This window comes from Pseudomonas laurylsulfativorans, assembly GCF_002906155.1.
Classification (GTDB): Bacteria; Pseudomonadota; Gammaproteobacteria; order Pseudomonadales; family Pseudomonadaceae; genus Aquipseudomonas; species Aquipseudomonas laurylsulfativorans.
Genome location: NZ_MUJK01000002.1, coordinates 259321 through 281837 on the forward strand (window position 1 = coordinate 259321; position 22517 = coordinate 281837).

The following is a 22517-nucleotide window of genomic DNA, read 5'->3' on the forward strand; positions in this document are numbered from 1 at the left end:
TAATCCCTTCTTAACCGCCTTATCGTCTATTCCCCTCGAATCCCCCACACATGCTCCAGACTCTCAAAGGTCCGGGCCAGCGTGTAGACTGGCGGGCAATCGAAATCTTCAAGGGAAACGCGATGAGCGATGAATCCATGCGGTTGGGGCGTGAACGGCGCTATCTGGTGTTGTTGGGTATCATTTGCCTGGCGTTGATCGGCGGTGCGCTGTACATGCAAATTGTTCTGGGCGAGGCGCCTTGCCCGCTGTGCATCCTGCAACGTTATGCGTTGTTGCTGATCGCGATCTTCGCCTTCATCGGCGCCGCCATGCGCAACCGTCGCAGCATCACGGTGTTCGAAACCCTGGTGGTGATCTGCGCACTGGCAGGCGTCGGTGTTGCCGGGCATCACGTCTATACGCAGTTCTATCCGGCGGTCAGCTGTGGCATCGATGTGCTGCAACCGATTGTCGATGATTTGCCGCTGGCGAAGATCTTCCCGCTGGGTTTCCAGGTCGATGGTTTCTGCTCCACGCCATACCCGCCGATCCTCGGTCTGTCGCTGGCGCAGTGGGCACTGGTCGCCTTTGTGCTGATCGTGGTGCTGGTACCTTTGCTGACGTCGCGTAACCGAAAAGCGCTGCGCTGACGTCATCTGTCGCCACATATTGTCGGACAAAAAAAGCCCCGGCCCTCGCAGAGAGGGCCGGGGCTTTTTTGTCTTGCCTGGCGCATTTCAGAGGTCAGGTAAAAAGGCCCTGATATGTGACAGCCAAGGGTGCGACACATGTGCGACATGTTGTCACAGAGTCGGTGTCGCAGGGCGTTCAAGGGCACCGGATTGGTACGTGGAAACGTAACGAAATTGGACTGTTTTGCAGGCTTGCGGTTTTTTCCGTTCCGAACGCGAACAGGCAGTTTTAACAGCGTCTGGCGAATGGCCAGAGCCCCCGTCATATCGGGCCTTGGACAAGGTCAAGGGCAGTGGAAAGAAACCCGATACTGTCTGAACTGTGGGTGGAAGGCCTACTTTTTTTGGTGTTTTTGTTGAGAATCAATTTCGATAAGATGCGCCACTTTTGCGAAAACGGTTAATGATTGTTGCCGGTTCGGATAAAAATTATTTCGGGATGAGACATGGTTTATAGGGCGTTACATATCTACAATCGCCCGCACTGAATTCCCGGCACTGCTCAAATCTTAACCAGGCATGAGCAGAAACAGGGTGTCGAGAGGTCTGGTGGCTTCATGCGATGCCCAGGTGTCGGAGCCTCCAACTATCCGCACCAAATGGAATTGGTCTGTAACAAGGCCTTTGACCACGAATTCGAATAAGAACTCACCGCACGCCCAGGATTTTTCGTACAGCGTCTGACGCACGACGGGCATGCCCTTATTCAATCCAAGAAAAATGCCAACCCTTGGCAGGGTGAAGTGTTGGCGATCAAAACCCAACTGCATTGCGCAAGCTGCTTTAGAGGTCGTGAGATGAGTAAAAACAGGTACCCCAGACTACTAGGCTTATTGCCGCTGATCGGCACGTTGTTGCTGTCAGGCTGCAACATGACCTTGCTCAATCCCAAGGGCCAGGTCGGTCTGGACGAGCGAAACCTGATCATCACCGCAACGCTGCTGATGCTGTTGGTCGTGATCCCGGTCATCGTCATGACCTTCCTGTTCGCCTGGAAGTATCGCGCGTCCAACACCAACGCCACCTACACCCCGAAATGGAACCACTCCACCAAGATCGAGATCGCGGTGTGGGCGGTTCCAATTCTGATCATCATTGCCCTGGGTTATGTCACCTACAAGTCGACCCACGCGCTTGACCCGTACAAACCGCTGGAATCCGACGTGAAGCCTGTGACCATCGAAGTGGTCGCGCTGGACTGGAAGTGGCTGTTCATCTACCCGGAACAAGGCATCGCCACGGTCAACAAGATCGTGTTCCCGGCGCACACCCCGATCAACTTCAAGATCACCTCCGACGCCGTGATGAACTCGTTCTTCATTCCTGCGCTGGGCGGCCAGATCTACGCGATGGCGGGCATGCAGACCAAACTGCACCTGATCGCCAACGAGAACGCTGAAATGGACGGTATCTCCGCCAACTACAGCGGCGCCGGTTTCACCGGTATGAAATTCAAAGCGATCGCAACTTCCCAGGAAGATTTCGACGCCTGGGTCAGTGAAGTCAAAAAGGCACCTAAACAGCTTGAACAAGCTGAATACGCAGCCCTTGCCAAGCAGAGCCAGAACAACCCAGTCGAGCTCTACTCCTCGGTCACGCCGAACCTGTTCCAGACCATCGTCGACAAGTACGAAGGCATGAAACCGGGTCCTAAGGTCAAGCACGAGAAGAAAGAGAAAGAAGTGGCCGCTACGGACATGGACTCGCATTCAGCTGCCGGGGCAGAGGAGTAAACGATGTTTGGTAAATTAAGTTGGGAAGCGGTCCCGTTCCACGAGCCGATCGTGATGGTGACCATCGCCATGATCGCGCTGGGTGGTCTGGCACTGTTTGCAGGTATCACTTACTTCAAGAAGTGGACCTATCTGTGGACCGAATGGTTGACGTCGGTCGACCACAAGAAAATTGGCGTGATGTACATCATCGTCGCCATGGTCATGCTGCTGCGCGGTTTTGCCGACGCCATCATGATGCGTACCCAGTTGGCCATGGCCACCGAGGGTTCGCCTGGCTACCTGCCACCTGAACACTATGACCAGATCTTCACCGCTCACGGTGTGATCATGATCATCTTCATGGCGATGCCATTCTTCACCGGCCTGATGAACCTTGCAGTGCCGCTGCAGATCGGCGCGCGTGACGTTGCCTACCCGTTCCTGAACTCCCTGAGCTTCTGGCTGCTGGTTTCCGGCGTGGTGCTGATCAACCTGTCCCTGGGCGTCGGCGAATTCGCCAAGACCGGTTGGGTTGCCTATCCGCCGCTGTCGGGCCTGCAATACAGCCCGGGCGTGGGGATGGATTACTACATCTGGGCGCTACAGCTATCCGGGCTAGGTACGACGCTGACGGGGGTCAACTTCCTGGCCACCGTGCTGAAAATGCGTACCCCTGGCATGAAGCTGATGGACATGCCGATCTTCACTTGGACCTGCACCTGGGCCAACGTCCTGATCGTGGCTTCGTTCCCGATCCTGACCGCTACCCTGGCGCTGCTGACGCTTGACCGTTACATGGATTTCCACATTTTCACCAATGAACTTGGTGGCAATCCGATGATGTACGTCAACCTGTTCTGGGCTTGGGGTCACCCTGAGGTGTACATCCTGATTCTGCCGGCATTCGGCATTTTCTCCGAAGTCATCTCGGCCTTCACCGGCAAGAAACTGTTCGGCCACCACTCGATGATCTACGCATCGGGCGCGATCTCGATCCTGGGCTTCATGGTTTGGCTGCACCACTTCTTCACCATGGGTTCGGGTGCCAGCGTCAACGCCTTCTTCGGTCTGGCGACGATGCTGATTTCCATCCCGACGGGTGTGAAGCTGTTCAACTGGCTGTTCACCATCTACCAGGGCCGTCTGCGTTTCACCAGCCAGGTTCTGTGGACCCTGGGCTTCATGGTGACCTTCGCCATCGGCGGCATGACCGGCGTACTGCTGGCCATCCCGGGTGCTGACTTCGTTCTGCACAACAGCCTGTTCGTGATCGCGCACTTCCACAACGTGATCATCGGCGGTGCGGTGTTCGGTTACATCGCAGGTTTCGCGTTCTACTTCCCGAAAGCGTTCGGCTTCAAGCTGCACGAAGGCTGGGGTAAAGCAGCGTTCTGGTTCTGGATCTCGGGCTTCTTCGTCGCGTTCATGCCGCTCTATGCACTGGGCTTCATGGGCATGACCCGTCGTCTGAACGCTACTACCAACCCTGAGTGGGTCCCGTACCTGTACGTGGCCATGTTCGGTGCGGTGATGATCGCTGCCGGTATCGCTTGCCAGCTGATCCAGCTCTACGTGAGTGTGCGTGACCGCAAGAAGCCAGAAAACATGTGCGAACACGGCGACCCGTGGAATGCACACACTCTGGAATGGTCGACCTCGTCGCCACCTCCGTTCTACAACTTCGCAGTGTTGCCGAAGGCCGATTGCATCGACCCGTTCACCGAAGCCAAGGAAGACGGTACCGCGTACAAGGCTCCAGCCAAGTACGAGCCGATCCACATGCCAAACAACACCGCCACCGGTGTGGTCATGGGCGCTCTGTTGACCGTGTTCGGTTTCGCAATGATCTGGCACATCTGGTGGCTGGCAATCGCTAGCCTGGCCGGCACCGTGATCTACTTCGTGATCCACGCCGCTCGTGATGATCAAGGCTATTACGTGCCGGTCGACGTGATCGAGCGCATCGAAGCCGAGCAGCACAAGCGTCTGGTTGCGGCAGGGAAAATCCCGGCCACCGCCACCCGTGTTGAAACCTCGTTGGAACAGGCTTAAACCATGTCGAACTTAGTGACCAATGCTGGACACACCCATGTCGATGGACATGGGCATGATGACCATCACCACGACTCGGGCGAGATGACCGTATTCGGTTTCTGGCTCTACCTGATGACCGACTGCATTCTGTTTGCGTCGATCTTCGCGGCGTACGCGGTACTGGTTAACAACGTAGCGGGTGGCCCGTCGGGCCACGACATCTTCGAACTGCCATACGTACTGGGCGAAACCGCTCTGCTGCTGTTCAGTTCGATCACCTACGGCTTCGCCATGCTGGCGTTCTTCCGTGGCAACAAGAAGCAGGTCCTGGGCTGGCTGGCCATGACCTTCCTGTTCGGTGCCGGCTTCATCGGCATGGAGATCAACGAGTTCCACATGCTGATCTCCGAGGGCTACGGCCCTAGCCGTTCCGGCTTCCTGTCCGGGTTCTTCACCCTGGTCGGCACCCACGGTCTGCACGTGACCAGCGGTCTGATCTGGATGGCGATCATGATGTATCAGGTGCAGAAAAACGGCCTGACGGCGACCAACAAGACCCGTCTGAGCTGCCTGAGCCTGTTCTGGCACTTCCTGGACGTTGTGTGGATCTGCGTATTCACCGTTGTTTACCTGATGGGGACTATGTAAATGGCTAACACACACTCCCATGACAGCCACGACGCCGGTCACGGCAGCGTCAAGTCCTACGGCATCGGCTTCATCCTGTCGGTGATCCTGACCCTGATCCCGTTCGGTCTGGTGATGTACCCGACGCTGCCGAAGTCGATCACCCTGATGATCGTCGTCGCGTTCGCAGTCATCCAGGTGCTGGTGCACCTGGTGTACTTCCTGCACCTGGACCGTTCGGCCGCGCAGCGTAACAACGTGATTGCGTTTGTTTTCGCCGCGATCGTGATTGTCCTGCTGGTTGGCTTGTCGCTGTGGATCATGTTCAGCATCCACACGTTCATGATGGCGAAGTGAGGTAGATCCGCATGTCCCTTAAGCACTTTATCCAAATCACCAAACCGGGGATCATTTTCGGTAACGTGCTTTCTGTGGCAGGCGGGTTCTTCCTGGCCTCGAAAGGGCATGTCGATCTGGCCGTGTTTCTGGCCGCCATGATCGGCACTTCCTTGGTCGTCGCCTCCGGTTGCGTGTTCAACAACTGCATCGACCGCGACATCGACATCAAGATGGAACGCACCAAGAACCGGGTGCTGGTCCAGGGCTTGATCTCCCTGAAACTGGCCCTGATCTATGCGACCGTCCTGGGTGTCGCTGGCGTTGCGCTGTTGTACAAGGTGGCCAACCCGTTGGCCGCGCTGTTCGCAGTCATCGGCTTCATCATCTACGTCGGCTTCTACAGCCTGTACCTCAAGCGCAAGTCGGTTCACGGCACGCTGGTGGGCAGTCTGTCGGGCGCGATGCCGCCGGTGATTGGTTACGTCGCCGTCAGCAACACCTTCGACATGGCCGCGCTGACCCTGCTGGTGATGTTCAGCCTGTGGCAGATGCCGCATTCCTACGCCATCGCGATCTTCCGCTTCAACGATTACCTGGCCGCATCGATTCCGGTGCTGCCAGTGAAGCGCGGAATCCAGGTGGCCAAGAAGCACATCCTGATCTACATCCTGGCCTTCCTCGTGGCGACCTTGATGCTGACCTTCAGCGGCTACGCCGGCATGAGCTACCTCGCCGTCGCCGCGGCCATGGGCATGTACTGGCTGTACATGGCCTGGACCGGCTACAAGGCAGTGGATGACACGGTCTGGGCACGCAAGCTGTTCGTGTTCTCGATCTTCACCATTACCGCGTTGAGCGTGATGATGTCCCTGGACTTCAAAGTGCCGACCGAGTTGCTGCTGACGTACGCGCCTTAAGCGTCGGATGCTGTAAAGAAAAGCCCCGCCTTCGAAAGAAGAGCGGGGCTTTTTGTTGGGGTAATTCTGGTGGGCCGTGCTGCCGCCAGTTTTAAGTACGACGCTGGCCCCCTGTGGGAGCGGGCTTGCTCCGGGCGGCGTTCCGACGAAGGCGGTGTGTCAGGCAGTATCAATTTTGAATGTGACGGCCTCTTCGCGAGCAAGCCCGCTCCCACCGGATCGGTGAGTATCAGCTATTTACCTTGTTGGTCTGACTATAGGTAAATTGCCTATAGTCACCTACCAACACCACGAGGTACCCCATGAAAAAACGCGACCTGTTTACAGAGTTGATGCAGGGCGTTGATGAGATGGCGGCTCAACGCGAAGGCAAGATTACATTACGCAATACGGTTGTGGAGGACATCCCTGCACCAGAGGTGGGGGCGAAAGAGATCGTTGCGCTACGGGAAAAGCTACACATGTCCCAGGCTGTTTTTGCCAAGCGAATTCGCACCAGTCCCAGCACCCTGAGAAACTGGGAGCAGGAAAAGTCGAAGCCCAACGCTCAGGCCGCCTTGCTGATCAGGTTGGTTGAGAAATTCCCGGATATGGTCGATCGACTGGCAGTCGTTTGATCACATCGTCGAGTATCTGAAAAACCCCGCGTTTCAAACGAAACGCGGGGTTTTTTCATTCATGCGCGGTTGTTACACGGTGCATCGAGCACCTTCACCACGTCATCGATAATTGCCTTACTCATGTCCTGCAAAAAATGTGAGGCCCAGGCGTGACGGTCGGAGTCGCGAACCATGGCGGCGTCTGAGGCGAGCAGTTTGGCCACGTGGAGCAGGTCGGAGGCGTGGTAGAGGGCTTCAATCACCGGGACACCGGCGTTGATGCGGAACAGCGGTTCGTTGGCGTGGTAGGAGAACGGGGTGAGGCCGATGGTTTTGAGGTCTTGGGGATTGGTCATTGGGCTTCACCTCCTGTTGGGCTGGAGGTTTGGGATGACCGGTGAAGCGGACAGGTCAATAGCGTGCATTGGCAATACTCCAGAAATCAAAGTAGAGCCGCCACGTTCGTTCTCAGGCGAATGGGTGGCAGCTATGCGCAGGCTGAGAAACCGGTTGCACGACCCGGCAGACCCGAAGGTCTCCCACGCACAGCCGCCATTGCACGAAATGCGGGCATAAAAAAACGCCAACAATCGTGATTTGGGCGCTAGTGCGCGTGCAGTTTACCCGGGTTCTCAGGCCCGGTCGCTGAATTGGCAGCGACGGGGGGCGAAGTTAGCCGGCAAGGATGAGGTCGGCAATCGTAGCGATCTGGTGGCCGGGGATGGCCGGGACACCACAACCCCTGTGGGAGCGGGTTTGCCCGCGATGGCGGTGTTTCAGGCGATATTGATGCTGGATGTGACGGCCTCTTCGCGGGCAAGCCCGCTCCCACAATGGTTAGTGGTCATCGCGGATACCGGGCACGACGCTGGTCCCCTGTGGGAGCGAGCCTGCTCGCGAAGGCAGTGTGTCAGGCGACATGGATATTGGCTGTGACGGCCTTTTCGCGAGCAGGCGCGCTCCCACAGGATCGGTGACTGTCAGTTATTTATTTTGTGTGTCGAGCAACCGGAAAAACCGCTCCCGCACCTGCAAGCTGTCGCTGTGCGCCACGTTGAAGCGCAGGAACTGACTGGCATTCGGCCCTTTGCTCAGCAAGGTGCCCGGCGCCAATACCATATTGTTCTCCAGCCCCTGGCGAGCCAGATTTTCGGCATGCAAGCCCTCCGGCAACCGCGCCCATATGAACACGCCTTCGCCGGGCAACGAGGAAAGTGAACAACCAGCCTGCGCCAACCAACCCGCCACACGACTATTGGACTCATACAACCGATCCACCGTGCGCCGCGCGTGTTTGGCATAGCTGCCATCGCTGAGCATGGTGCAGGTGATCTGCTCCGCCAGCTCCGACGTTACGCCGCCGCAGGCCATTTTCAGGGCAACCATCCGCGCCGCCAATTGCGGTGACAGCACGGTGTAGCTGACCCGGCTGTTGGCGGTCAGGGTCTTGGAGAAGCCCGACACATAACTCACGTTGTCCAGCCCGCTGGCGGCCAGGCGCGGGGTGCGGCGTTGCTGGATGTCGCAGTACAGATCGTCTTCGACGATGTGGAAGCCATGGCGGTGGCTCAGTTCCAGCAAGCGGTAGACCTGGGCCGGGGTGAACGAGTGGCCGGTGGGGTTATGCAGGGTGCTGTTGGTCATATACAGCACGGGTTTGTGGGCGATCAGCAGTTGCTCGAACGCGTCGAGGTCCATGCCGTCGCAATCCCGGGCGATGGTGATGACTTTGGCCCCGTGCAGCGCCAGGTTGGCGTGCATGTTGAAGTAGCAGGGATCGTCGAGCAGTACGGTGTCGCCGGGTTTGACCAGCAGGCGCATCAGCAGGTCGATGGCCTGCATGGTATTGGCGGTGGTGATGATCTGGTCCACCGGCGCTTCGATGCCGAAGGTCGCCAGTTTGACCCGCAAGGCCTGGCGCAACGGCAGATACCCACCGGCCACGCCGTACTCGCCCATGCGCAACGACGTTGCACGCAAGGTACTGCGCACGGCTTTCTGCAATTCTTCGGCGGGAAGCCACGAGGTCGGCAGAAAGCCGCAGCCAGGGCGCAGCGCGCCGTTGTCCAGCAACAAGGCGCGACGAATCACGCTGAGGGTGTCCTGAGGTTGCAAGTCCGGGCCGGTGCCACTTTTCAGCGCCGCTTCGGAGCGATGCACGTAATGACCTGAGCCCTGGCGAGACACCACCAGCCCCTTGGCCCGCATGCGATCCAGGGCATCGACCACAGTGGATTTGCCCACGTTCATCAAGTCGGAGAGTTCGCGAATCGGCGGCAGCTTGGCGCCGTGGGGCAAGCCGCCCGTGCTGATGGCCTGGGTCAGTTGATCGACGATCTGCTGCACCAGCGGCACGCCGGGCTGGAATTCAATGGCGGCAATGACTGCACGTTGAACCTGCATTTTACTGGTCTCTCCGGCAGTAAAGTTCGTTGGATTCTATACGAACTTGCCCTGATCAGGACAAGCCTCTCTCTCTACCATGCCCTTACAGACTTTTCTGAATGTCGGCCTTTGTCGGCGGGCCTTCACCCGGTTCCTGAGGTGCTGCATGAGTGTCGAAACAACGGTCGCGGTGGCTAAACCGGTCATTAACCTGCGGTTATTCACGATCCGGATCATCACCTCCGTCTCGCTGTTCGCGGTGTTGGGCAAGGCCAACGTCTGGCTCGACACCGCCACCAACAGCATCCTGGCCCTTGGTTATCGCGCCTTGTTGCTGCTGTTGCCCCTGACTTTACTGGTGCTTGGCCGTCGCTCCCTGAGCGTCACGCTGCTGTGTGCCGGCCTTGGCCTGGTGTTGCTGGCGCTGACCAGCAATCAAGGCATGGTGATGTTTGCCGCCGCACTGTTCGCCTACGGCATTGCCATTGCCGGTTACCTGATCAAAAGCGAAGCGGCGCAGACCAAGGAAGGCGCGGCCTACAACCGCGTGGCCATGAACATGGGCAGCCTGGTGGCCGGTTTGATCCTGCTGTCGCCACTGCTCACACCCACGATGTTTTTCCTCGGCGCGGCGGCGTTCGTATTGCTGTGCCTGCCGATCGCCCTTGGCGCGACCTTCACCACCGAACCGCTGGCGGCCCGCCCGGCCACTCAGGCCGCAAGCAACTGGGGCAACAAACTGCCCTGGGTGATTGCCGGGATCATCATGGGCATCAAGCTGTTCGGGGTGTTCTCGATCCTGCCCCAGGCGATCCTGCTCAAGACCGGCGAGCTGCCGGCCTGGTACGGCTTGATGCTGATCCTCAACAGCGCCGTGGTGGTCTTCGCCCAGGTGCCCGTGATGAAGCTGATCGAACGCACCGGACGCTTCAAGGTGCTCGCGGTGATCGGAATCATCGTCGGCGGGTTTGCGGTGCTGTCTTCGCCGGCGGCGTTCCACGTCGAAACCCTCGCCGGGGCACTGATCTGGGTAGCGCTGCTGTCGATCGCCGAATGCGCCTTCAGCTACCTCGATTACTTTTCGGTCAAGCAAAACAACATGTTCGTCAAGGAAGTGTCCCTGGGGGTAGGGGCCGGGCTGACTGTGTTGATCATGCGAGTGGTGCCGGCGCCGTACAACGCGCTGGTCCTCGCCGCCATCGGCGCCGGCGGGATCCTGGCCTGGTACTGGCTCAACCGTAAATCCAATGCGTCGCTGCATGACTGAGTCATCGCCGTCGCGGATTTCACTTTGCAGGTCGGGGGCATTATGAATACGACGTCATGCGTGGTAGTGGTCGGTTACAACGGTAATCGGGTTCACGACATCCAGAAACTGCGCGAGCTGTGCAAGTCGCTCTACAACGCCAGGCTCATCCTGCTGGTCGAAAAAATTCAGCCCCATGACGATCAGGTGGCCGATCACGTCTGCAGCACATCGCTGGCCGAGAAAGATGTGGCAACGTCCCTTGATCTGATAGTTGGGTGCCTGAATGCCGACAGCTGGAAGCTGATCGGCGTTCTGCCATTCTCCGATCGCGGCGTGCTGCTGGGAGCCGCGCTGGCCAGTCACTTCGGCCTGCCAGGCATTAGCCCGGACGAAGCGCGGGCGGGCTTGGACAAGCAGATCTTTCGCCGGCTCGAAGCAGCGGCCAGCAGCTCTCCTGAAGAATACCGACCGGTGTTTTCCGCGCGGGTCGAAAGCTTGTCGGAACTGCGCCAGCGCGTCGTCGAACTGGGCGGCAAGGGCTTCATCAAACCGGCCTGCGAAGGTGCGAGCCGAGGCTGCCGCGTCATCCATCACCCTTCGGAATGCGACGACGCCTGGCTCGCCCTGAAGCCCTACCGCGAAGGTGGCATCGTCCTTGAAGAGCTGGTGCAGAACGCCCGCGAATACAGTTGGGACTACGTGGCCGGCAGCACCTGGGTGACTGAAAAAACCACGACCGAAGGCGCCTACCGCGCAGAGATCCAGCAAGTCGTACCCGCACCGCTTCCGGCCGAGGTACAGGCGCGTCTGATGGCAGCCGGTCGGCATATGTCCGATTTGGTGTCCCGGGACAATGGTGCCTGGCACAACGAAGTATTCCTGCGCAGCGATAACCTGACCTGCGCCGTGGAAACCAACATGCGCCCCGGCGGCATGCACATCTGGGACCTGGCCAAGCGCGCCTTCGTCAATTTCGACCCGTGGGAGCGCTGGGTGCGCTGGGCGGTGGAAGGCAAGATCGAACAGCTTGAGCCAGTGGCCCGCGGCTACTGCGGCATTCGCCTACTCAAAGCACCGGCCGGCGGCATCTTGCGCTCGACGCCTGACATCGAGGCCCTGGCCCGCGCACTGCGTATCGATCTGGTGGAAGGCCAGTACGCCAAGCGTATCGGCGACTCGGTCAGCGCGCAGATCAAAGACAACTTCTCATTCATCGGCCACATCGTGCTGTTCAACGAACACTACGGGCAACTGAGCAACGACCTGTTGCGTCTGGCCGAGGTGATTGAGTCACGCATCGAGGTGACTTGCCTGGCACCGGCCACCCGCGCCGTGTGTTGAGCAGGCAAGCGCCAACGTTTTTGTATTTCTGATCAGGAGGTTCGATCAATGATCCAGCACATGACCTGCGATGAACGCTTCATCGCCCTGGCCAAAGAGTTTGGTTATGACATCTACGGCGAAAACACCGCAGGCGGGCATTACGCGCCGCTGATCCGTCATCACGATGAGCTGTACATCAGCGGCCTGGTGCCGCGCATGAATGGCAAGATCCATTACCCCGGCCGGGTAGGGCTGGACCTCAACATGGCCGATGCGCAAGCGGCCGCCAGCATCAGTGCGATGCGTGGGCTGGCGTTGATCGTCGATGCCATTGGTTCGCTGGACAAGATCAAGTCATTGATCCGGGTAACGGTCTATGTGAAGTCCACGGCGGACTTTGTCGATTTGAGCGAAGTGGCCAACGGCGCCTCGGATGTGTTCAGTCATGTGCTGGGCGATGCCGGTAAACATACACGCACTACAGTAGGTGTTTATCAGTTACCCAAGAATGCGGCGATAGAAGTGGACATGATTGCAGCCTTGCGTCCATCGGTATTGTAAGTTGTTGCCCGGCTTTACAGCGCTGAACTGTTAAATTAAGGTTTAGCGCTAAAGTATGGGAAGCAAGAAGAAGGGACGTGCGAATGGATAACTTTAAAGGTGCGTTTTATTCATATAAGGATTTTCGTCAAAGCCTGCATCATCGGCCGTTAAGTCCCAGGGTCTGGAAAGGCAGCGACCTGGCGGGTATGCGTCAGAGTCTTGAAGCCAGCGACGTCGATATTGTCGCGTTGGCTCACGACAGAAGCATCGAGGGCTGTGAAGTGACACCTGGGATGGCGATCGCCATGCAATGGCTGACCCCCGGCGTGACGCTCAACGGCCATGCCCATTCCTGGTGGCACCTGTTTGTCATCCAGTGCGGCAGCGGCGTGATGACCCTCGGCGATGCCGATGGCGTCAACGTCAACAGCGGCGACGTGTTGCTAGTACCGGCCTGGACCCGGCATGGCTTCGTCAACACCAGCAAATACGAGCCTCTGGCGATGCTGAACATGAGCAACATGCCGCAAATGGCATTGCTGTCGAACTTTGCCGACAGCCATGGCCTGATCACCACCCAGCCGTAATTCCCCCCACCAGCGCTTTTCCGTAGGAGCTGGCTTGCCAGCGATGGCGTTCTTGAGATCGCCATCGCCGGCAAGCCAGCTCCTACGGTTTTTTGTATCCGTCGAACACAATCCCGAGCCTGTCGTTCTAGTGCCAGCGAGATGCTGTTGGCCTGCGCGTTTACCCGCGTAAAACAACTTTCTGTATCGATTGAAACGGATAAATTCTGTATCTATCCAGCCTTCATTCAACTAACTACGATCACTTCAAATGCACGTTAATCCTTGCAGTCGGTAAATGGAGTGTTCTATGGAAAACAGGAAGCTAAAACTGTATGTCGGCGCCGATTATGTCAGCGCTTTTGCAATGTCGGCTTTTGTGGCGCTCAAGGAAAAGCAACTTTCATTTGAACTGATTACAGTTGATCTGAAAGCTCGCGAGAACTATCTGGTGGCTTATCGCGATCTTTCGTTGACATGCAAAATTCCAACCTTGGTTCACGAAAGTTTTGCCCTCTCGGAATCTTCAGCGATTGCCGAATACCTCGAAGAGCTCTCCCCGGGGCATAAAAAACTTTATCCACAGGACTTCCAGCAACGCGCCCGTGCCCGTCAATTGCAAGCCTGGTTGCGCAGTGACTTGCTGGTGGTGCGCAAGGAGCGGCCGTTTGACCTGGTGTACTTCGGCAAGAAAAACACCGCACTGTCCGATGAGGCCCAAGCCGCCGTCGAGCGCCTGTTCTTCGTCGCCGACCATTTGCTGGAAGAGGGTGCCGAGCATCTGTTCGGTGACTGGAGCATTGCCGACACCGACCTGGCAATCATGCTCAACCGACTGGTTGCCAACGGTGATCCGGTGCCGGCACGGCTCGCGGCGTATGTGCGTCGCCAGTGGGACCGTGACAGCGTCCGGGCGTGGATGGACATAGAGCGCAAAGCGCCGGCCATCGCCTAACAACACTCAGGGCAATCACCAGGAGCGCGGCCATGCAAGGACTGTCGGAGCACGAACGCTACAAACCCTATAACTCACGCACCATCCGCGATACACCTTACTGGCACAAGCTGACGCCGGCGCTGCAGGAAGCCATGATCGTGGTGGCCCGGGTCATGCCGTTTCGCACCAACGAATACGTGCTGGGCACGCTGATCGACTGGAACAACATTCCGGACGATCCGATTTTCCGCATGACCTTCCCCCACAAGGACATGTTGCTGCCGGACGAATATGCCTCGCTCAAACAATTGATCGAAGTGGACGACAGTACTGCGATCAAGCGCCGGATCGAGGCGATCTGGTTGCGCATGAATCCGCATCCGGCCGGGCAGTTGACCCACAACGGTGTCACCCTCAACGGCAAAGTCCTGCCGGGCATCCAGCACAAGTACCGCGAGACCGTGCTGTTTTTCCCCGGTGCCGGTCAGACTTGTCACGCGTACTGCACCTTCTGTTTCCGTTGGGCGCAGTTCATTGGTGAGGAAGAACTCAAGTTCAATGCCCGTGAATCCCAGGAGCTGGTGAGTTACCTGAAGGTGCACACCGAAGTGACCGACGTGCTGATTACCGGTGGCGATCCGATGATCATGAACACCCGCTCGCTCGCCGGTTACATCGAGCCGCTGCTGGAGCTGCCGCACCTGAAAAGCATCCGCATCGGCACCAAGTCCGTGGCGTACTGGCCGCAGCGGTTTGTCAGCGACAAGGATGCGCCAGAGCTTCTGGAACTGTTCCAGCGCATCGTCGCGGCGGGGAAAAACCTGTCGATCATGGGCCATTACAACCACCCGGTGGAGATCCGCCAGGCCATCGCCCGCCAGGCTATCGAGCGCATTCGCTCGACGGGCGCGACGCTGCGCATGCAGGCGCCGGTGATCCGCCACATCAACGAAAACCCCGCCGATTGGGCGGCGCTGTGGACCGAAGGCGTGCGGCTCGGGGCCGTGCCTTATTACATGTTCGTCGAACGTGATACCGGCCCCAGCCACTACTTCGCGATGCCACTGGCCCGGGCCTTCGAGATCTTCCAGGCCGCGTACCGCACGGTATCGGGGCTGGCGCGAACGGTACGCGGGCCGTCCATGAGCACCTTCTACGGCAAGGTGTTGATCAACGGCATCGAGACCGTCGCCGGGGAAAAAGTCTTCGTCTTGCAGTTCCTCCAGGCACGCAATCCGCAATGGGTGTTGCGCACGTTCTACGCGCGCTTTGATCCGCAGGTCACCTGGTTCGACGACATGCAACCGGCCTTCGGCGAGCGTTCGTTCTTCTTTCAGAACGAGCTCACCGCCGTGCCGGAATTGATACCCGTGTTGCTGGAAACGGCGTAGGAAAAATCACGAACAATGGGGAGATATGGAAATGAGCAGTATCCCGTTTGATCAGCGCGAGGGTGTTATCTGGCTCGACGGCGAGTTCGTCGAGTGGTCCCGGGCGCAGTTGCATGTGCTGACCCATGGCCTGCATTACGCGAGCACCGTGTATGAAGGCGAACGGGTCTACAACGGCAAGATCTTCAAGCTGCGCGAGCACAGCGAGCGGTTGTTTCGCTCGGCGCATCTGATGGACTTTGCCATCCCCTATGAGCGGGCTGAACTGGAAGCGGCCAGCCACGAACTGCTGCAACGCAACCAGGTCGTCGACGGTTATCTGCGCCCGGTGGCGTGGCGCGGCAGTGAAATGATCTCCACCTCGGCGCGTTTCAACCGTGTGCATGTGGCCATCGCGTGCTGGCAGTGGCCGAGCTATTTCGACCCGGTGGCACGCATGGCCGGCATCCACTTGAAAACCGCGACCTGGCGTCGCCCGCCGCCAAGCAGCAGCCCGTTCGAAGCCAAGGCCTCCGGGCATTATCAGATCGCCACGCTGAGCAAGCACGATGCCGAGAACACGGGTTACCACGATGCGCTGATGCTCGACTGGCGCGGCCACGTCGCCGAAGCCACCAGCGCCAATGTGTTCTTCGTCAAAGGCCGGACCTTGCACACGCCGATCCCGGATTGCTTCCTCAACGGCATCACCCGCCAGACTGTGATCGAGCTGGCCAAGGCGCTGGACTATCAGGTCGTCGAACGCACGATTTTGCCTACGGAGCTTGGCGACTTCGATGAGTGTTTTCTCACCGGCACTGCCGCCGAAATCACCCCGGTGCAGAGCATCGATGAACAGCGCTATCGACCGGGCGGCGCCTGCCGCGACTTCATTGGCGCCTACACCTCAACCGTAAACGCCTGATCACCTGCCAGGAATCTCACCATGTCAGATCAAGGGATTGTTGCGTCTCAACCTTGCATTTCACTCGGCCATCGTCACGAAGAGCTGTCGACGTTGGGCTGGACAGTGCTGACCCCCGATGAATTTGCCGATGATGTCGTAGGCACCTTGTGCGAATTCGGCCCGATCATTCCGCAGTTCAATGGCCAGATGGCCTTTCCCATCACCCGCAAGCCGGGTTACGAAGACTTGCCTTATTCCCAGAGCATGAATGGCATCGGCCCGCACACCGAAGCACCGGTGTACGGGCCGCCACCACGTTATCTGGCGTTGCATTGCCACAAACAGGCCGCGTGCGGGGGCGGGCACACCGGCTTAGTGGACGGCTATGAATTTCTCAGATCCCTGGAACGCAGCGAACCGCAGCTGCGTGAGTGGCTGGATGACACGCCGGTAGAGTTTGTCGCCACTGCCAAACCGGGCGAACCGGGACAACGGCGGGTCAAGGAATACATCCTCACGCCTACGGAGGACGGGGATATTTTCCGTTTCAGCTACAACCAGTTTCACTACGGCGATGTAAACCCTTCGAAGGAAGCTCTACAACAATCCCTGGTCGCCAACAGCACCTCGCCGCTGGCCAGGTTTGCCGTGCTCGGCGAGGCGTACTTCGTCGAGTACAACATTCCGGTGCTGATTCCCGACGGATGCCTGCTGATTTGGGACAACTGGCGCATGATCCATGCCCGCAGTCGTTACACTGATCCGGCGCGCAACCTGACCCGCTATTGGCTGGCCTGATTTTTCCGGCGCCCTTCATTCTTTTGGCGTACCCCTTGGCGGGTACGCGTCTTACAGGTATCGCGTCATGCAAACAGCAATCGAGATCGCCCAGGTCGATCATCAACTGATCGTGCGGCTCAACCAGGCCTGGACCAAGCGCGCCACGGTGTGTTCGCCGCAAAGGGGACAGGTCGACGAAGTGTTCGACCCGGCGCGCCCGGATTACCCGGAGTGCATGGTGCCGTTCTTTCATCACCCGAAATTCCAGGCCCTGAGCGATGAGCTTAAAAGCAGCGTGGTGACCTGGGGCTGGATCGGCTACAACCTGCGCACCGTCACGGCCGAGGAGCATGTGGTCAACCCGGCGCTCAGCGTCATCGCCAATCAGTATCTGGGCAAGGACGACTGGCATTTTCGCGAGGCCATGCAACAGACCCTGATCGACGAGCACTACCACACGCTGATGCACCTGCGCGCCATCGAGCGGACCAAGCTGGAGCGAGCGCTGGATCAGGATCTGGACTTGCCACCCTCCGTCACTTACCTGCGCCTGAAGGCCTTGCGTGAAGCACTGCCCGAGCAATGGCAGCGGGATCTGGCGGCGATCACCTTTGCGGTGGTGGCCGAGATCAGCGTCAACGCTTATCTGGACTTGCTGGCGGACGACCAGACCATCCAGCCGCAGAACCGTCGCGTGGCCGAGATGCACAACCGCGACGAATATGCCCACAGCAAGGTGCTGGCCGAAGTGGCCAAGGTCATGTACGCGAACATGCAGCCCATCCAGCGGGAATTTTTCGCACGCAACCTGTCGGTGGCGCTGAGTGCTTTTATCGCCCAGGACTACTCGATGTGGGAGGCGATTCTGACGCAGCTCGGGGTCGAGGAGGCGGCGCTGATCATTGCCGACACCCGTGAGAGCAACAAGAACGCGACCATCATGCGTGACTACAGCGGTCTGCATAAATTGGCCCATGACCTGGGCATCAGCGACCAGATCGATTTTGACTTCCGTCCGACCCTCAAAACCACGGCAGTCGCCTGAACCCGGAGGTGACTATGTCCGCTCCTTTGTACGAAGTGTTCGCTATCCGTGTCGGCGCAAACGCCCAGCGCACCGCCAAAGAGAATTTTCTCTACGACGCCTGCTGCGGTGATCCGAATGCGCCGATGCCGCTGGATTATTACTTCTGGGTTATCCGCAACGAGCAACAGGTGATCGTGGTCGACACCTGTTTTCAACCAGCCACCGCAGAGCGGCGCAATCGTCAGATGTACCGCCTGCCGGAAGAATCCCTGCGGCAACTGGACATCGACCCGGCGCAGGTCGAGCACCTGATCCTTACCCATTTGCATTGGGACCATGCTGGCAACCTCGGACTGTTTCCGAAGGCGACCGTGCATTTGCAGGAAGCGGAATTGCGTTTTTGCACCGGGCCGAAAATGGTCCATCGTACGGTGAACAAAACCTACGAGGTCGAGGACGTGATGTCGGCGCTGCCGCCGCTGTTCGAAGGGCGGATGCGTTTGCACACAGGCGTTGTCGAGGTGCTTCCCGGCGTGACTCTGCACCCGGTGGGTGGGCATACGCCCGGCAGCCAGGTGGTGCGGGTGAATACTCAGCGCGGCTGGATTGTGCTGGCCTCGGATGCCGCGCACCTGTGGGTAAACATTCGTGCGCGCAGCCCGTTTCCGATTCTCGATGACCTGGCGCAAACCCTCGAAGCCTTCACCGAGATCGACCGCCTGGCCGACAGCCCAGACCACGTCATCCCTGGCCACGACCCGCTGATCGCCGAGCGTTTCCCGCACTGGAATGACGACCCGCATATCATTTGCCTGCACCAGAATCCAATCTGAAGACCACGCCCCAACCTGCGAGCCTGCTCGCGAAGGCGTCAGTACATTCAAAGTCGATGTGACTGATACACCGCTTTCGCGAGCAGGCTCGCTCCCACAGGGACGGGTTAGCCCTGATTTTTCAGGATGCGCCCCAATGTCTGTAGTGCTTCATCAATCCGCGGCGAATACGGCGCGCCACAGCCAATGCGCACAAAGTGATCGAAGCGATTGGCATTGGAAAAGATATCCCCAGGAGAAATCTGGATGCCGACTTTCAGCGCCTCCTGAAAAAAAACCATGGAGGAATGTCGGCGAGGCAGTTCCACCCATAACAGCGTGCCGCCTTGGGGGTGGGTCACGCTGGTGCCGATGGGAAAATAGCGGCTGATCGCTGTGCTCATCTGCTCGCGCTGTACCGTCAGGGTCTTCCTCAACCGCCGCAGGTAACGTTCGTAGGACGGTGTGCGCATGAATTCGCTGACCGCCAATTGCGATAACACCTCACACCCCCGCGACTGCGTATGTTTGAGCATCTCCACGCGGTCGTGCCATTTGCCGGCGCTGATCCAGCCCAGGCGCATGCCCGGTGCCAGGGTTTTGTTCAGCGAGGCGCAATAGATCACGTTGTCGGTGCGGTCCCAATGCTTGAGCGTGGACAGCGGCTGCTCGCTGTCCACCAGGTCGCCGTAGGTGTCGTCCTCGATCAGCACGGTGTTGTGCTCGGCGCACAGTTTCACCAGCCGTGCCTTGTTGGCGTCGGGCATGATGCTGCCCAGCGGGTTTTGCAGGTTGGGGACGACGATCAATGCCTTGATCCGTTCGGGGCCCTGAAGCAGCAGTTGCAGGGCCGCCAGGTTGAGCCCGGTGTGGGCCGAGGCCGGGACTTCCAGCACGCGCAGGTTCAGGCTCTCGAGAATTTGCAGCAGACCGTAGAACGTCGGCGACTCCACGGCCACGGTGTCGCCGGGGCGGGTGACCGCACGCAAGGCCAGGTTGATCGCTTCCGTGGCGCCGTTGGTGATCACGATCCGTTCGGGGGCCAGATGGGTCTTGCTGGCCAGAGCCCGCCGGGCAAGGATGTTGCGCAATGCGCCGTTGCCGCAGGTCGAACCCGCGGCACCAAGCAGGTAGGCGTCGGAGCGCATTGTCTTGATCATGTTGTCTTGCAAGGTCTTCAGCGGATACAGCTCAGGCGCGCAGTAGGCGCTGGCGAAGTTGACCTTGATCGTTGAGTGCTGACTGGCCTTGAGCACCGCGCAGACCTGTTCATGAATGCCGGCATAGAGGCTGGTATCCAGTGCTGGCGCCAAGGCCGGGGCGGGCTTGGGCGCGGAGTCGGGCTGGCGAATGTAGTTGCCGGAGCGCGGCCGCGCTTCCAGCACGCCGTAGTCCTCCAGTTCCCGGCACACCTGGACGGCGGTCGACAGGCTGACGGCGTGTTTTTCCATCATCAAGCGGATCGAGGGCAAGCGTTCACCGGTTTTCAGGGTGCCGCTGCGGATCGCGTCCAGGTAATGGTTGGCTAACTGGCGATACAAGGGGGGCGTGTTCATGATGACCTCAGCAGTTGCACCACTGAGGTCTGGGCTGGAAAGTGAGTTGACGCTCCCCGCAGGCGGACCCGTGGTGCTCATGGGTGAAGGGAAGTGTTGTTCTGCGTCGATACTGGAAGAGTAATCGTGGATTTGCCCGAATCACGGGCAATAAAAAGCCCCGCACGGATGGCGGGGCTCTTGAGTCAGTCGTTGCGGACTGTATGGCGAGGGGGCCTGTGGCGAGGGGGCTTGCCCCCGTTCGGCGGCGAAGCCGTCGCAAAAGCGGTGAACGCGATGTATCTGATAGAACCCTATGGCTGGTTATGGGGCCGCTTCGCGGCCCAACGGGGGCAAGCCCCCTCGCCACGGGTAAACCTCATCAAGAATGAGGGTGTGTCTTTTTACTGCGCAGCGATGCTGTAGCCATCGAACGCCGTCTGCTGCTGCAGGGCGGTGATGATGTTCTTGCGGTTGACCGCTTGCTCGGCGCCGCTGTTGTCCAGGAACGTCTCGCTTTCCAGCTCCGCTTCGTCGCCTTCGCCAACGAAAGTGAATCCAAGGAACTCCAGGGCTTCACGGTCGACGTTCAGGCGCGAGCGCGGGGTGCGCAGCGGCAAGGTGACGCTGACGCCGTCCTTGCTGATAGTGAACACTTCGATTTCTTTCTTGGTCTTGGCGGCCTTGCTCTTGCCGCCGCTCGGGTTGCTGATGGCCTGGTGCGTCTGGTTCAGCACCTTCAGGGCCAGGCCGTAGACGATTTCCTGGAACGCCGGATCGTCCTTGAAGCTGGACAGGATGCGGCTGATCGGGAATTTGCTGCTCAGGTCTTCCAGGGCGGCGATGTCCGCCGCCTCGGCGTCCTTGAGCTGCTTGAGCTGGCCCATCAGTTCGTAGGCTTTGTCATCGTCGAAACTGTCGTGGGCCTGGCGGATTGCAGCGCGCAGGCCGCGGATCTGGTCGCTTTCGCGGGTGGACTGGAAAGCGTCCAGCACCATCTCGCTGATGGTTTTCGCCTGGGGTACGTGTTGTGAAAGATTGATGGAGTTTTCGTATTCCGCTTTGGACGACAAGGTAACTACGGATTCAGCGGTGTTGGAATCGGACATTGAAATTTCACTACTTCTTTGAACTTGAATAGGGGCGAGAAAGCCCGGGGGCTTTTTCAGGCCGACTAATCTATTGGACCGGGGCGGCGTTGTCACGGGCGAACAGGCGGCTGGTCAAGTTTTGGTCCTTTGTGGGAGCGAGCTTGCTCGCGATGGACGTCAACGATAACGCGTTCATCCTGGATGAACGCGGTGTTCTTGAAACCATCGCGAGCAGGCTCGCTCCTACGGGTTGAGATCAGGAATGCTGCAGCTTCTGCGCCCGTTTATCCGCCAGATGCTGCACCACCAACCGGCCAATCAACACCAGCAAGGTCAGACTGATCAACAACACCGAAATCGCCGCGACGCTCGGGTCGACGTTATCGCGCAAGCCGCTCCAGATGCGTTTGGGCAAGGTATCGACGTTGACGCTGGTGATGAACAGCGTCACCGCCACCTCTTCCCACGACAGGGCGAAACCCAGCAGGGCGGTGGAGGCCAGGCCCAGTTTCAGGTTCGGCAGAATCACCATGAAGGTGGTCTGCATCAGGCTGGCGCCGAGGTTGCGCGAGGCCAGTTCGATGCGCCGGTCAATCTGGCTCAAGGCAACCAGCATGGTTACCACGCCGTACGGCACCACCATGATCACGTGGGCAATCACCACGCCAGTCAGGGTGTCGTAGCCCATGCCCGGTGCGAAGCGACCGAGTTTGGTCTCCATGAAGTACAGCACCAGCGCGGAAATCACCGGCGGAATCGCCATCGGCAACAGCACCAGGCCAATCAGCGCCGTGGCCCATTTTGAGCGCATGTACCAGATGCCGAGGCTGAAGCTGGCGGCCAACAACGTGGCAATAATGCTGGTGGCAAAAGCGATGGTCAGGCTCTGGCTGATCGCGTGGAACCAGTCAGGGTTGCTCACCAGTGCCTCGTAGTGACGCAGCGACCAGTTGCCTTCAGGCATCGACAGGAAGCGTTTGCTGGTGAACGACACCGGAATGACCGTCAGCAGCGGGAACAGCATGAAGGCCATGGCGACCACGGCCAGCAACCGGGTACTCAGGCTTGTGCGATGGGTATTCATAGT

23 protein-coding genes are annotated in these 22517 nt (G+C 58.9%); 17 read left to right on the forward strand and 6 right to left on the reverse strand.

The features are described from left to right. The first annotated feature begins 122 nt into the window (after positions 1 to 122). Positions 123 to 632 (forward strand): disulfide bond formation protein B, encoded by a 510-nt coding sequence (locus B0D71_RS07510; protein ID WP_103394659.1) that lies wholly within the window; start codon positions 123 to 125, stop codon positions 630 to 632. Between the two features lie 551 nt (positions 633 to 1183). Here B0D71_RS07510 and B0D71_RS07515 read toward each other — a convergent pair. Beyond that, on the reverse strand, positions 1184 to 1444 hold the full coding sequence (locus tag B0D71_RS07515; RefSeq protein ID WP_103394227.1) for a hypothetical protein: 261 nt from the start codon (positions 1442 to 1444) through the stop codon (positions 1184 to 1186). Between the two features lie 27 nt (positions 1445 to 1471). Here B0D71_RS07515 and cyoA point away from each other — a divergent pair, with 27 nt between their 5' ends. The 6 genes from cyoA (at position 1472) to B0D71_RS07545 (ending at position 6923) form a co-directional block, all read left to right on the forward strand. Then, positions 1472 to 2407: a ubiquinol oxidase subunit II gene (cyoA, locus tag B0D71_RS07520; protein WP_103394228.1), complete on the forward strand. Its 936-nt coding sequence runs from the start codon at positions 1472 to 1474 to the stop codon at positions 2405 to 2407. A gap of 3 nt (positions 2408 to 2410) precedes the next feature. Continuing rightward, positions 2411 to 4441 (forward strand): cytochrome o ubiquinol oxidase subunit I, encoded by a 2031-nt coding sequence (cyoB, locus tag B0D71_RS07525; protein ID WP_103394229.1) that lies wholly within the window; start codon positions 2411 to 2413, stop codon positions 4439 to 4441. 3 nt (positions 4442 to 4444) lie between these two features. Continuing rightward, positions 4445 to 5071 (forward strand): cytochrome o ubiquinol oxidase subunit III, encoded by a 627-nt coding sequence (locus B0D71_RS07530; RefSeq protein WP_056728483.1) that lies wholly within the window; start codon positions 4445 to 4447, stop codon positions 5069 to 5071. After that, positions 5072 to 5407, forward strand: coding sequence for a cytochrome o ubiquinol oxidase subunit IV (gene cyoD / locus B0D71_RS07535; RefSeq protein ID WP_008046747.1), 336 nt, complete (start codon positions 5072 to 5074; stop codon positions 5405 to 5407). 11 nt (positions 5408 to 5418) lie between these two features. Next, entirely contained in the window at positions 5419 to 6306 is an 888-nt protein-coding gene (cyoE, locus tag B0D71_RS07540) for a heme o synthase (RefSeq protein ID WP_103394230.1), read from the forward strand. Positions 6307 to 6608: 302 nt separating this feature from the next. Continuing rightward, positions 6609 to 6923 carry a helix-turn-helix domain-containing protein gene (locus B0D71_RS07545; RefSeq protein ID WP_103394231.1) on the forward strand — a complete coding sequence of 105 codons (315 nt, stop codon included), beginning with the start codon at positions 6609 to 6611 and terminating at the stop codon, positions 6921 to 6923. A 59-nt stretch (positions 6924 to 6982) separates the two neighbouring features. Here the strand turns inward: B0D71_RS07545 and B0D71_RS07550 are convergent, their stop codons facing one another. Together B0D71_RS07550 and B0D71_RS07555 are read right to left on the reverse strand one after the other, a co-directional pair. Continuing rightward, positions 6983 to 7261: a DUF3077 domain-containing protein gene (locus B0D71_RS07550; protein WP_007970376.1), complete on the reverse strand. Its 279-nt coding sequence runs from the start codon at positions 7259 to 7261 to the stop codon at positions 6983 to 6985. A 628-nt stretch (positions 7262 to 7889) separates the two neighbouring features. Continuing rightward, positions 7890 to 9308 carry an aminotransferase-like domain-containing protein gene (locus B0D71_RS07555; RefSeq protein WP_103394232.1) on the reverse strand — a complete coding sequence of 473 codons (1419 nt, stop codon included), beginning with the start codon at positions 9306 to 9308 and terminating at the stop codon, positions 7890 to 7892. Between the two features lie 148 nt (positions 9309 to 9456). Here B0D71_RS07555 and B0D71_RS07560 point away from each other — a divergent pair, with 148 nt between their 5' ends. From B0D71_RS07560 to B0D71_RS07605, 10 genes are all read left to right on the forward strand, one after another. Beyond that, entirely contained in the window at positions 9457 to 10557 is a 1101-nt protein-coding gene (locus B0D71_RS07560) for an MFS transporter (protein ID WP_103394233.1), read from the forward strand. Between the two features lie 42 nt (positions 10558 to 10599). After that, positions 10600 to 11880, forward strand: a complete 1281-nt coding sequence (locus B0D71_RS07565; RefSeq protein ID WP_103394234.1) for an ATP-grasp domain-containing protein — start codon at positions 10600 to 10602, stop codon at positions 11878 to 11880. A gap of 48 nt (positions 11881 to 11928) precedes the next feature. Then, positions 11929 to 12423 carry a RidA family protein gene (locus B0D71_RS07570; RefSeq protein ID WP_102701083.1) on the forward strand — a complete coding sequence of 165 codons (495 nt, stop codon included), beginning with the start codon at positions 11929 to 11931 and terminating at the stop codon, positions 12421 to 12423. Positions 12424 to 12506: 83 nt separating this feature from the next. After that, positions 12507 to 12992: a cupin domain-containing protein gene (locus tag B0D71_RS07575; protein WP_103394235.1), complete on the forward strand. Its 486-nt coding sequence runs from the start codon at positions 12507 to 12509 to the stop codon at positions 12990 to 12992. A 289-nt stretch (positions 12993 to 13281) separates the two neighbouring features. After that, the gene (gene yfcF, locus B0D71_RS07580; RefSeq protein WP_103394236.1) at positions 13282 to 13926 is read left to right on the forward strand and encodes a glutathione transferase; all 645 of its coding nucleotides are present in this window, start codon (positions 13282 to 13284) and stop codon (positions 13924 to 13926) included. Positions 13927 to 13958: 32 nt separating this feature from the next. Further along, entirely contained in the window at positions 13959 to 15299 is a 1341-nt protein-coding gene (locus B0D71_RS07585; protein ID WP_103394237.1) for a KamA family radical SAM protein, read from the forward strand. Positions 15300 to 15330: 31 nt separating this feature from the next. After that, positions 15331 to 16203, forward strand: coding sequence for a branched-chain amino acid aminotransferase (locus B0D71_RS07590; RefSeq protein ID WP_103394660.1), 873 nt, complete (start codon positions 15331 to 15333; stop codon positions 16201 to 16203). 21 nt (positions 16204 to 16224) lie between these two features. Beyond that, positions 16225 to 16983 carry a TauD/TfdA family dioxygenase gene (locus tag B0D71_RS07595; RefSeq protein WP_103394238.1) on the forward strand — a complete coding sequence of 253 codons (759 nt, stop codon included), beginning with the start codon at positions 16225 to 16227 and terminating at the stop codon, positions 16981 to 16983. Positions 16984 to 17050: 67 nt separating this feature from the next. Next, a complete protein-coding gene (locus B0D71_RS07600; RefSeq protein WP_103394239.1) occupies positions 17051 to 18010 on the forward strand; it encodes a diiron oxygenase in 960 nt (319 codons plus the stop codon). Between the two features lie 14 nt (positions 18011 to 18024). After that, entirely contained in the window at positions 18025 to 18825 is an 801-nt protein-coding gene (locus B0D71_RS07605) for an N-acyl homoserine lactonase family protein (RefSeq protein ID WP_103394240.1), read from the forward strand. 107 nt (positions 18826 to 18932) lie between these two features. On the opposite strand, the gene B0D71_RS07610 is transcribed toward B0D71_RS07605, so the two are convergent. The 3 genes from B0D71_RS07610 to B0D71_RS07620 all read right to left on the reverse strand — a co-directional run bounded on the left by B0D71_RS07610 (position 18933) and on the right by B0D71_RS07620 (position 22514). Next, complete coding sequence (locus B0D71_RS07610; RefSeq protein ID WP_103394241.1) at positions 18933 to 20360, reverse strand: aminotransferase-like domain-containing protein; 1428 nt, start codon at positions 20358 to 20360, stop codon at positions 18933 to 18935. A 383-nt stretch (positions 20361 to 20743) separates the two neighbouring features. After that, positions 20744 to 21448, reverse strand: coding sequence for a hypothetical protein (locus B0D71_RS07615; RefSeq protein ID WP_103394242.1), 705 nt, complete (start codon positions 21446 to 21448; stop codon positions 20744 to 20746). Between the two features lie 238 nt (positions 21449 to 21686). Next, positions 21687 to 22514 carry an ABC transporter permease gene (locus B0D71_RS07620; RefSeq protein WP_007984191.1) on the reverse strand — a complete coding sequence of 276 codons (828 nt, stop codon included), beginning with the start codon at positions 22512 to 22514 and terminating at the stop codon, positions 21687 to 21689. Positions 22515 to 22517 lie beyond the last annotated feature (3 nt).

Coding starts and splice junctions, on each gene's coding strand:
- B0D71_RS07530 (WP_056728483.1), top strand. CDS start 4,445: ATGTCGAACTTAGTGACCAATGCTGGACACACCCATGTCGATGGACAT.
- B0D71_RS07610 (WP_103394241.1), bottom strand. CDS start 20,360: ATGAACACGCCCCCCTTGTATCGCCAGTTAGCCAACCATTACCTGGAC.
- B0D71_RS07575 (WP_103394235.1), top strand. CDS start 12,507: ATGGATAACTTTAAAGGTGCGTTTTATTCATATAAGGATTTTCGTCAA.
- B0D71_RS07545 (WP_103394231.1), top strand. CDS start 6,609: ATGAAAAAACGCGACCTGTTTACAGAGTTGATGCAGGGCGTTGATGAG.
- B0D71_RS07605 (WP_103394240.1), top strand. CDS start 18,025: ATGTCCGCTCCTTTGTACGAAGTGTTCGCTATCCGTGTCGGCGCAAAC.
- cyoB (WP_103394229.1), top strand. CDS start 2,411: ATGTTTGGTAAATTAAGTTGGGAAGCGGTCCCGTTCCACGAGCCGATC.
- B0D71_RS07595 (WP_103394238.1), top strand. CDS start 16,225: ATGTCAGATCAAGGGATTGTTGCGTCTCAACCTTGCATTTCACTCGGC.
- B0D71_RS07510 (WP_103394659.1), top strand. CDS start 123: ATGAGCGATGAATCCATGCGGTTGGGGCGTGAACGGCGCTATCTGGTG.
- B0D71_RS07555 (WP_103394232.1), bottom strand. CDS start 9,308: ATGCAGGTTCAACGTGCAGTCATTGCCGCCATTGAATTCCAGCCCGGC.
- B0D71_RS07570 (WP_102701083.1), top strand. CDS start 11,929: ATGATCCAGCACATGACCTGCGATGAACGCTTCATCGCCCTGGCCAAA.
- B0D71_RS07620 (WP_007984191.1), bottom strand. CDS start 22,514: ATGAATACCCATCGCACAAGCCTGAGTACCCGGTTGCTGGCCGTGGTC.
- B0D71_RS07585 (WP_103394237.1), top strand. CDS start 13,959: ATGCAAGGACTGTCGGAGCACGAACGCTACAAACCCTATAACTCACGC.
- B0D71_RS07565 (WP_103394234.1), top strand. CDS start 10,600: ATGAATACGACGTCATGCGTGGTAGTGGTCGGTTACAACGGTAATCGG.
- cyoA (WP_103394228.1), top strand. CDS start 1,472: ATGAGTAAAAACAGGTACCCCAGACTACTAGGCTTATTGCCGCTGATC.
- B0D71_RS07615 (WP_103394242.1), bottom strand. CDS start 21,448: ATGTCCGATTCCAACACCGCTGAATCCGTAGTTACCTTGTCGTCCAAA.
- B0D71_RS07550 (WP_007970376.1), bottom strand. CDS start 7,261: ATGACCAATCCCCAAGACCTCAAAACCATCGGCCTCACCCCGTTCTCC.
- B0D71_RS07515 (WP_103394227.1), bottom strand. CDS start 1,444: ATGCAGTTGGGTTTTGATCGCCAACACTTCACCCTGCCAAGGGTTGGC.
- cyoD (WP_008046747.1), top strand. CDS start 5,072: ATGGCTAACACACACTCCCATGACAGCCACGACGCCGGTCACGGCAGC.
- cyoE (WP_103394230.1), top strand. CDS start 5,419: ATGTCCCTTAAGCACTTTATCCAAATCACCAAACCGGGGATCATTTTC.
- B0D71_RS07560 (WP_103394233.1), top strand. CDS start 9,457: ATGAGTGTCGAAACAACGGTCGCGGTGGCTAAACCGGTCATTAACCTG.
- yfcF (WP_103394236.1), top strand. CDS start 13,282: ATGGAAAACAGGAAGCTAAAACTGTATGTCGGCGCCGATTATGTCAGC.
- B0D71_RS07600 (WP_103394239.1), top strand. CDS start 17,051: ATGCAAACAGCAATCGAGATCGCCCAGGTCGATCATCAACTGATCGTG.
- B0D71_RS07590 (WP_103394660.1), top strand. CDS start 15,331: ATGAGCAGTATCCCGTTTGATCAGCGCGAGGGTGTTATCTGGCTCGAC.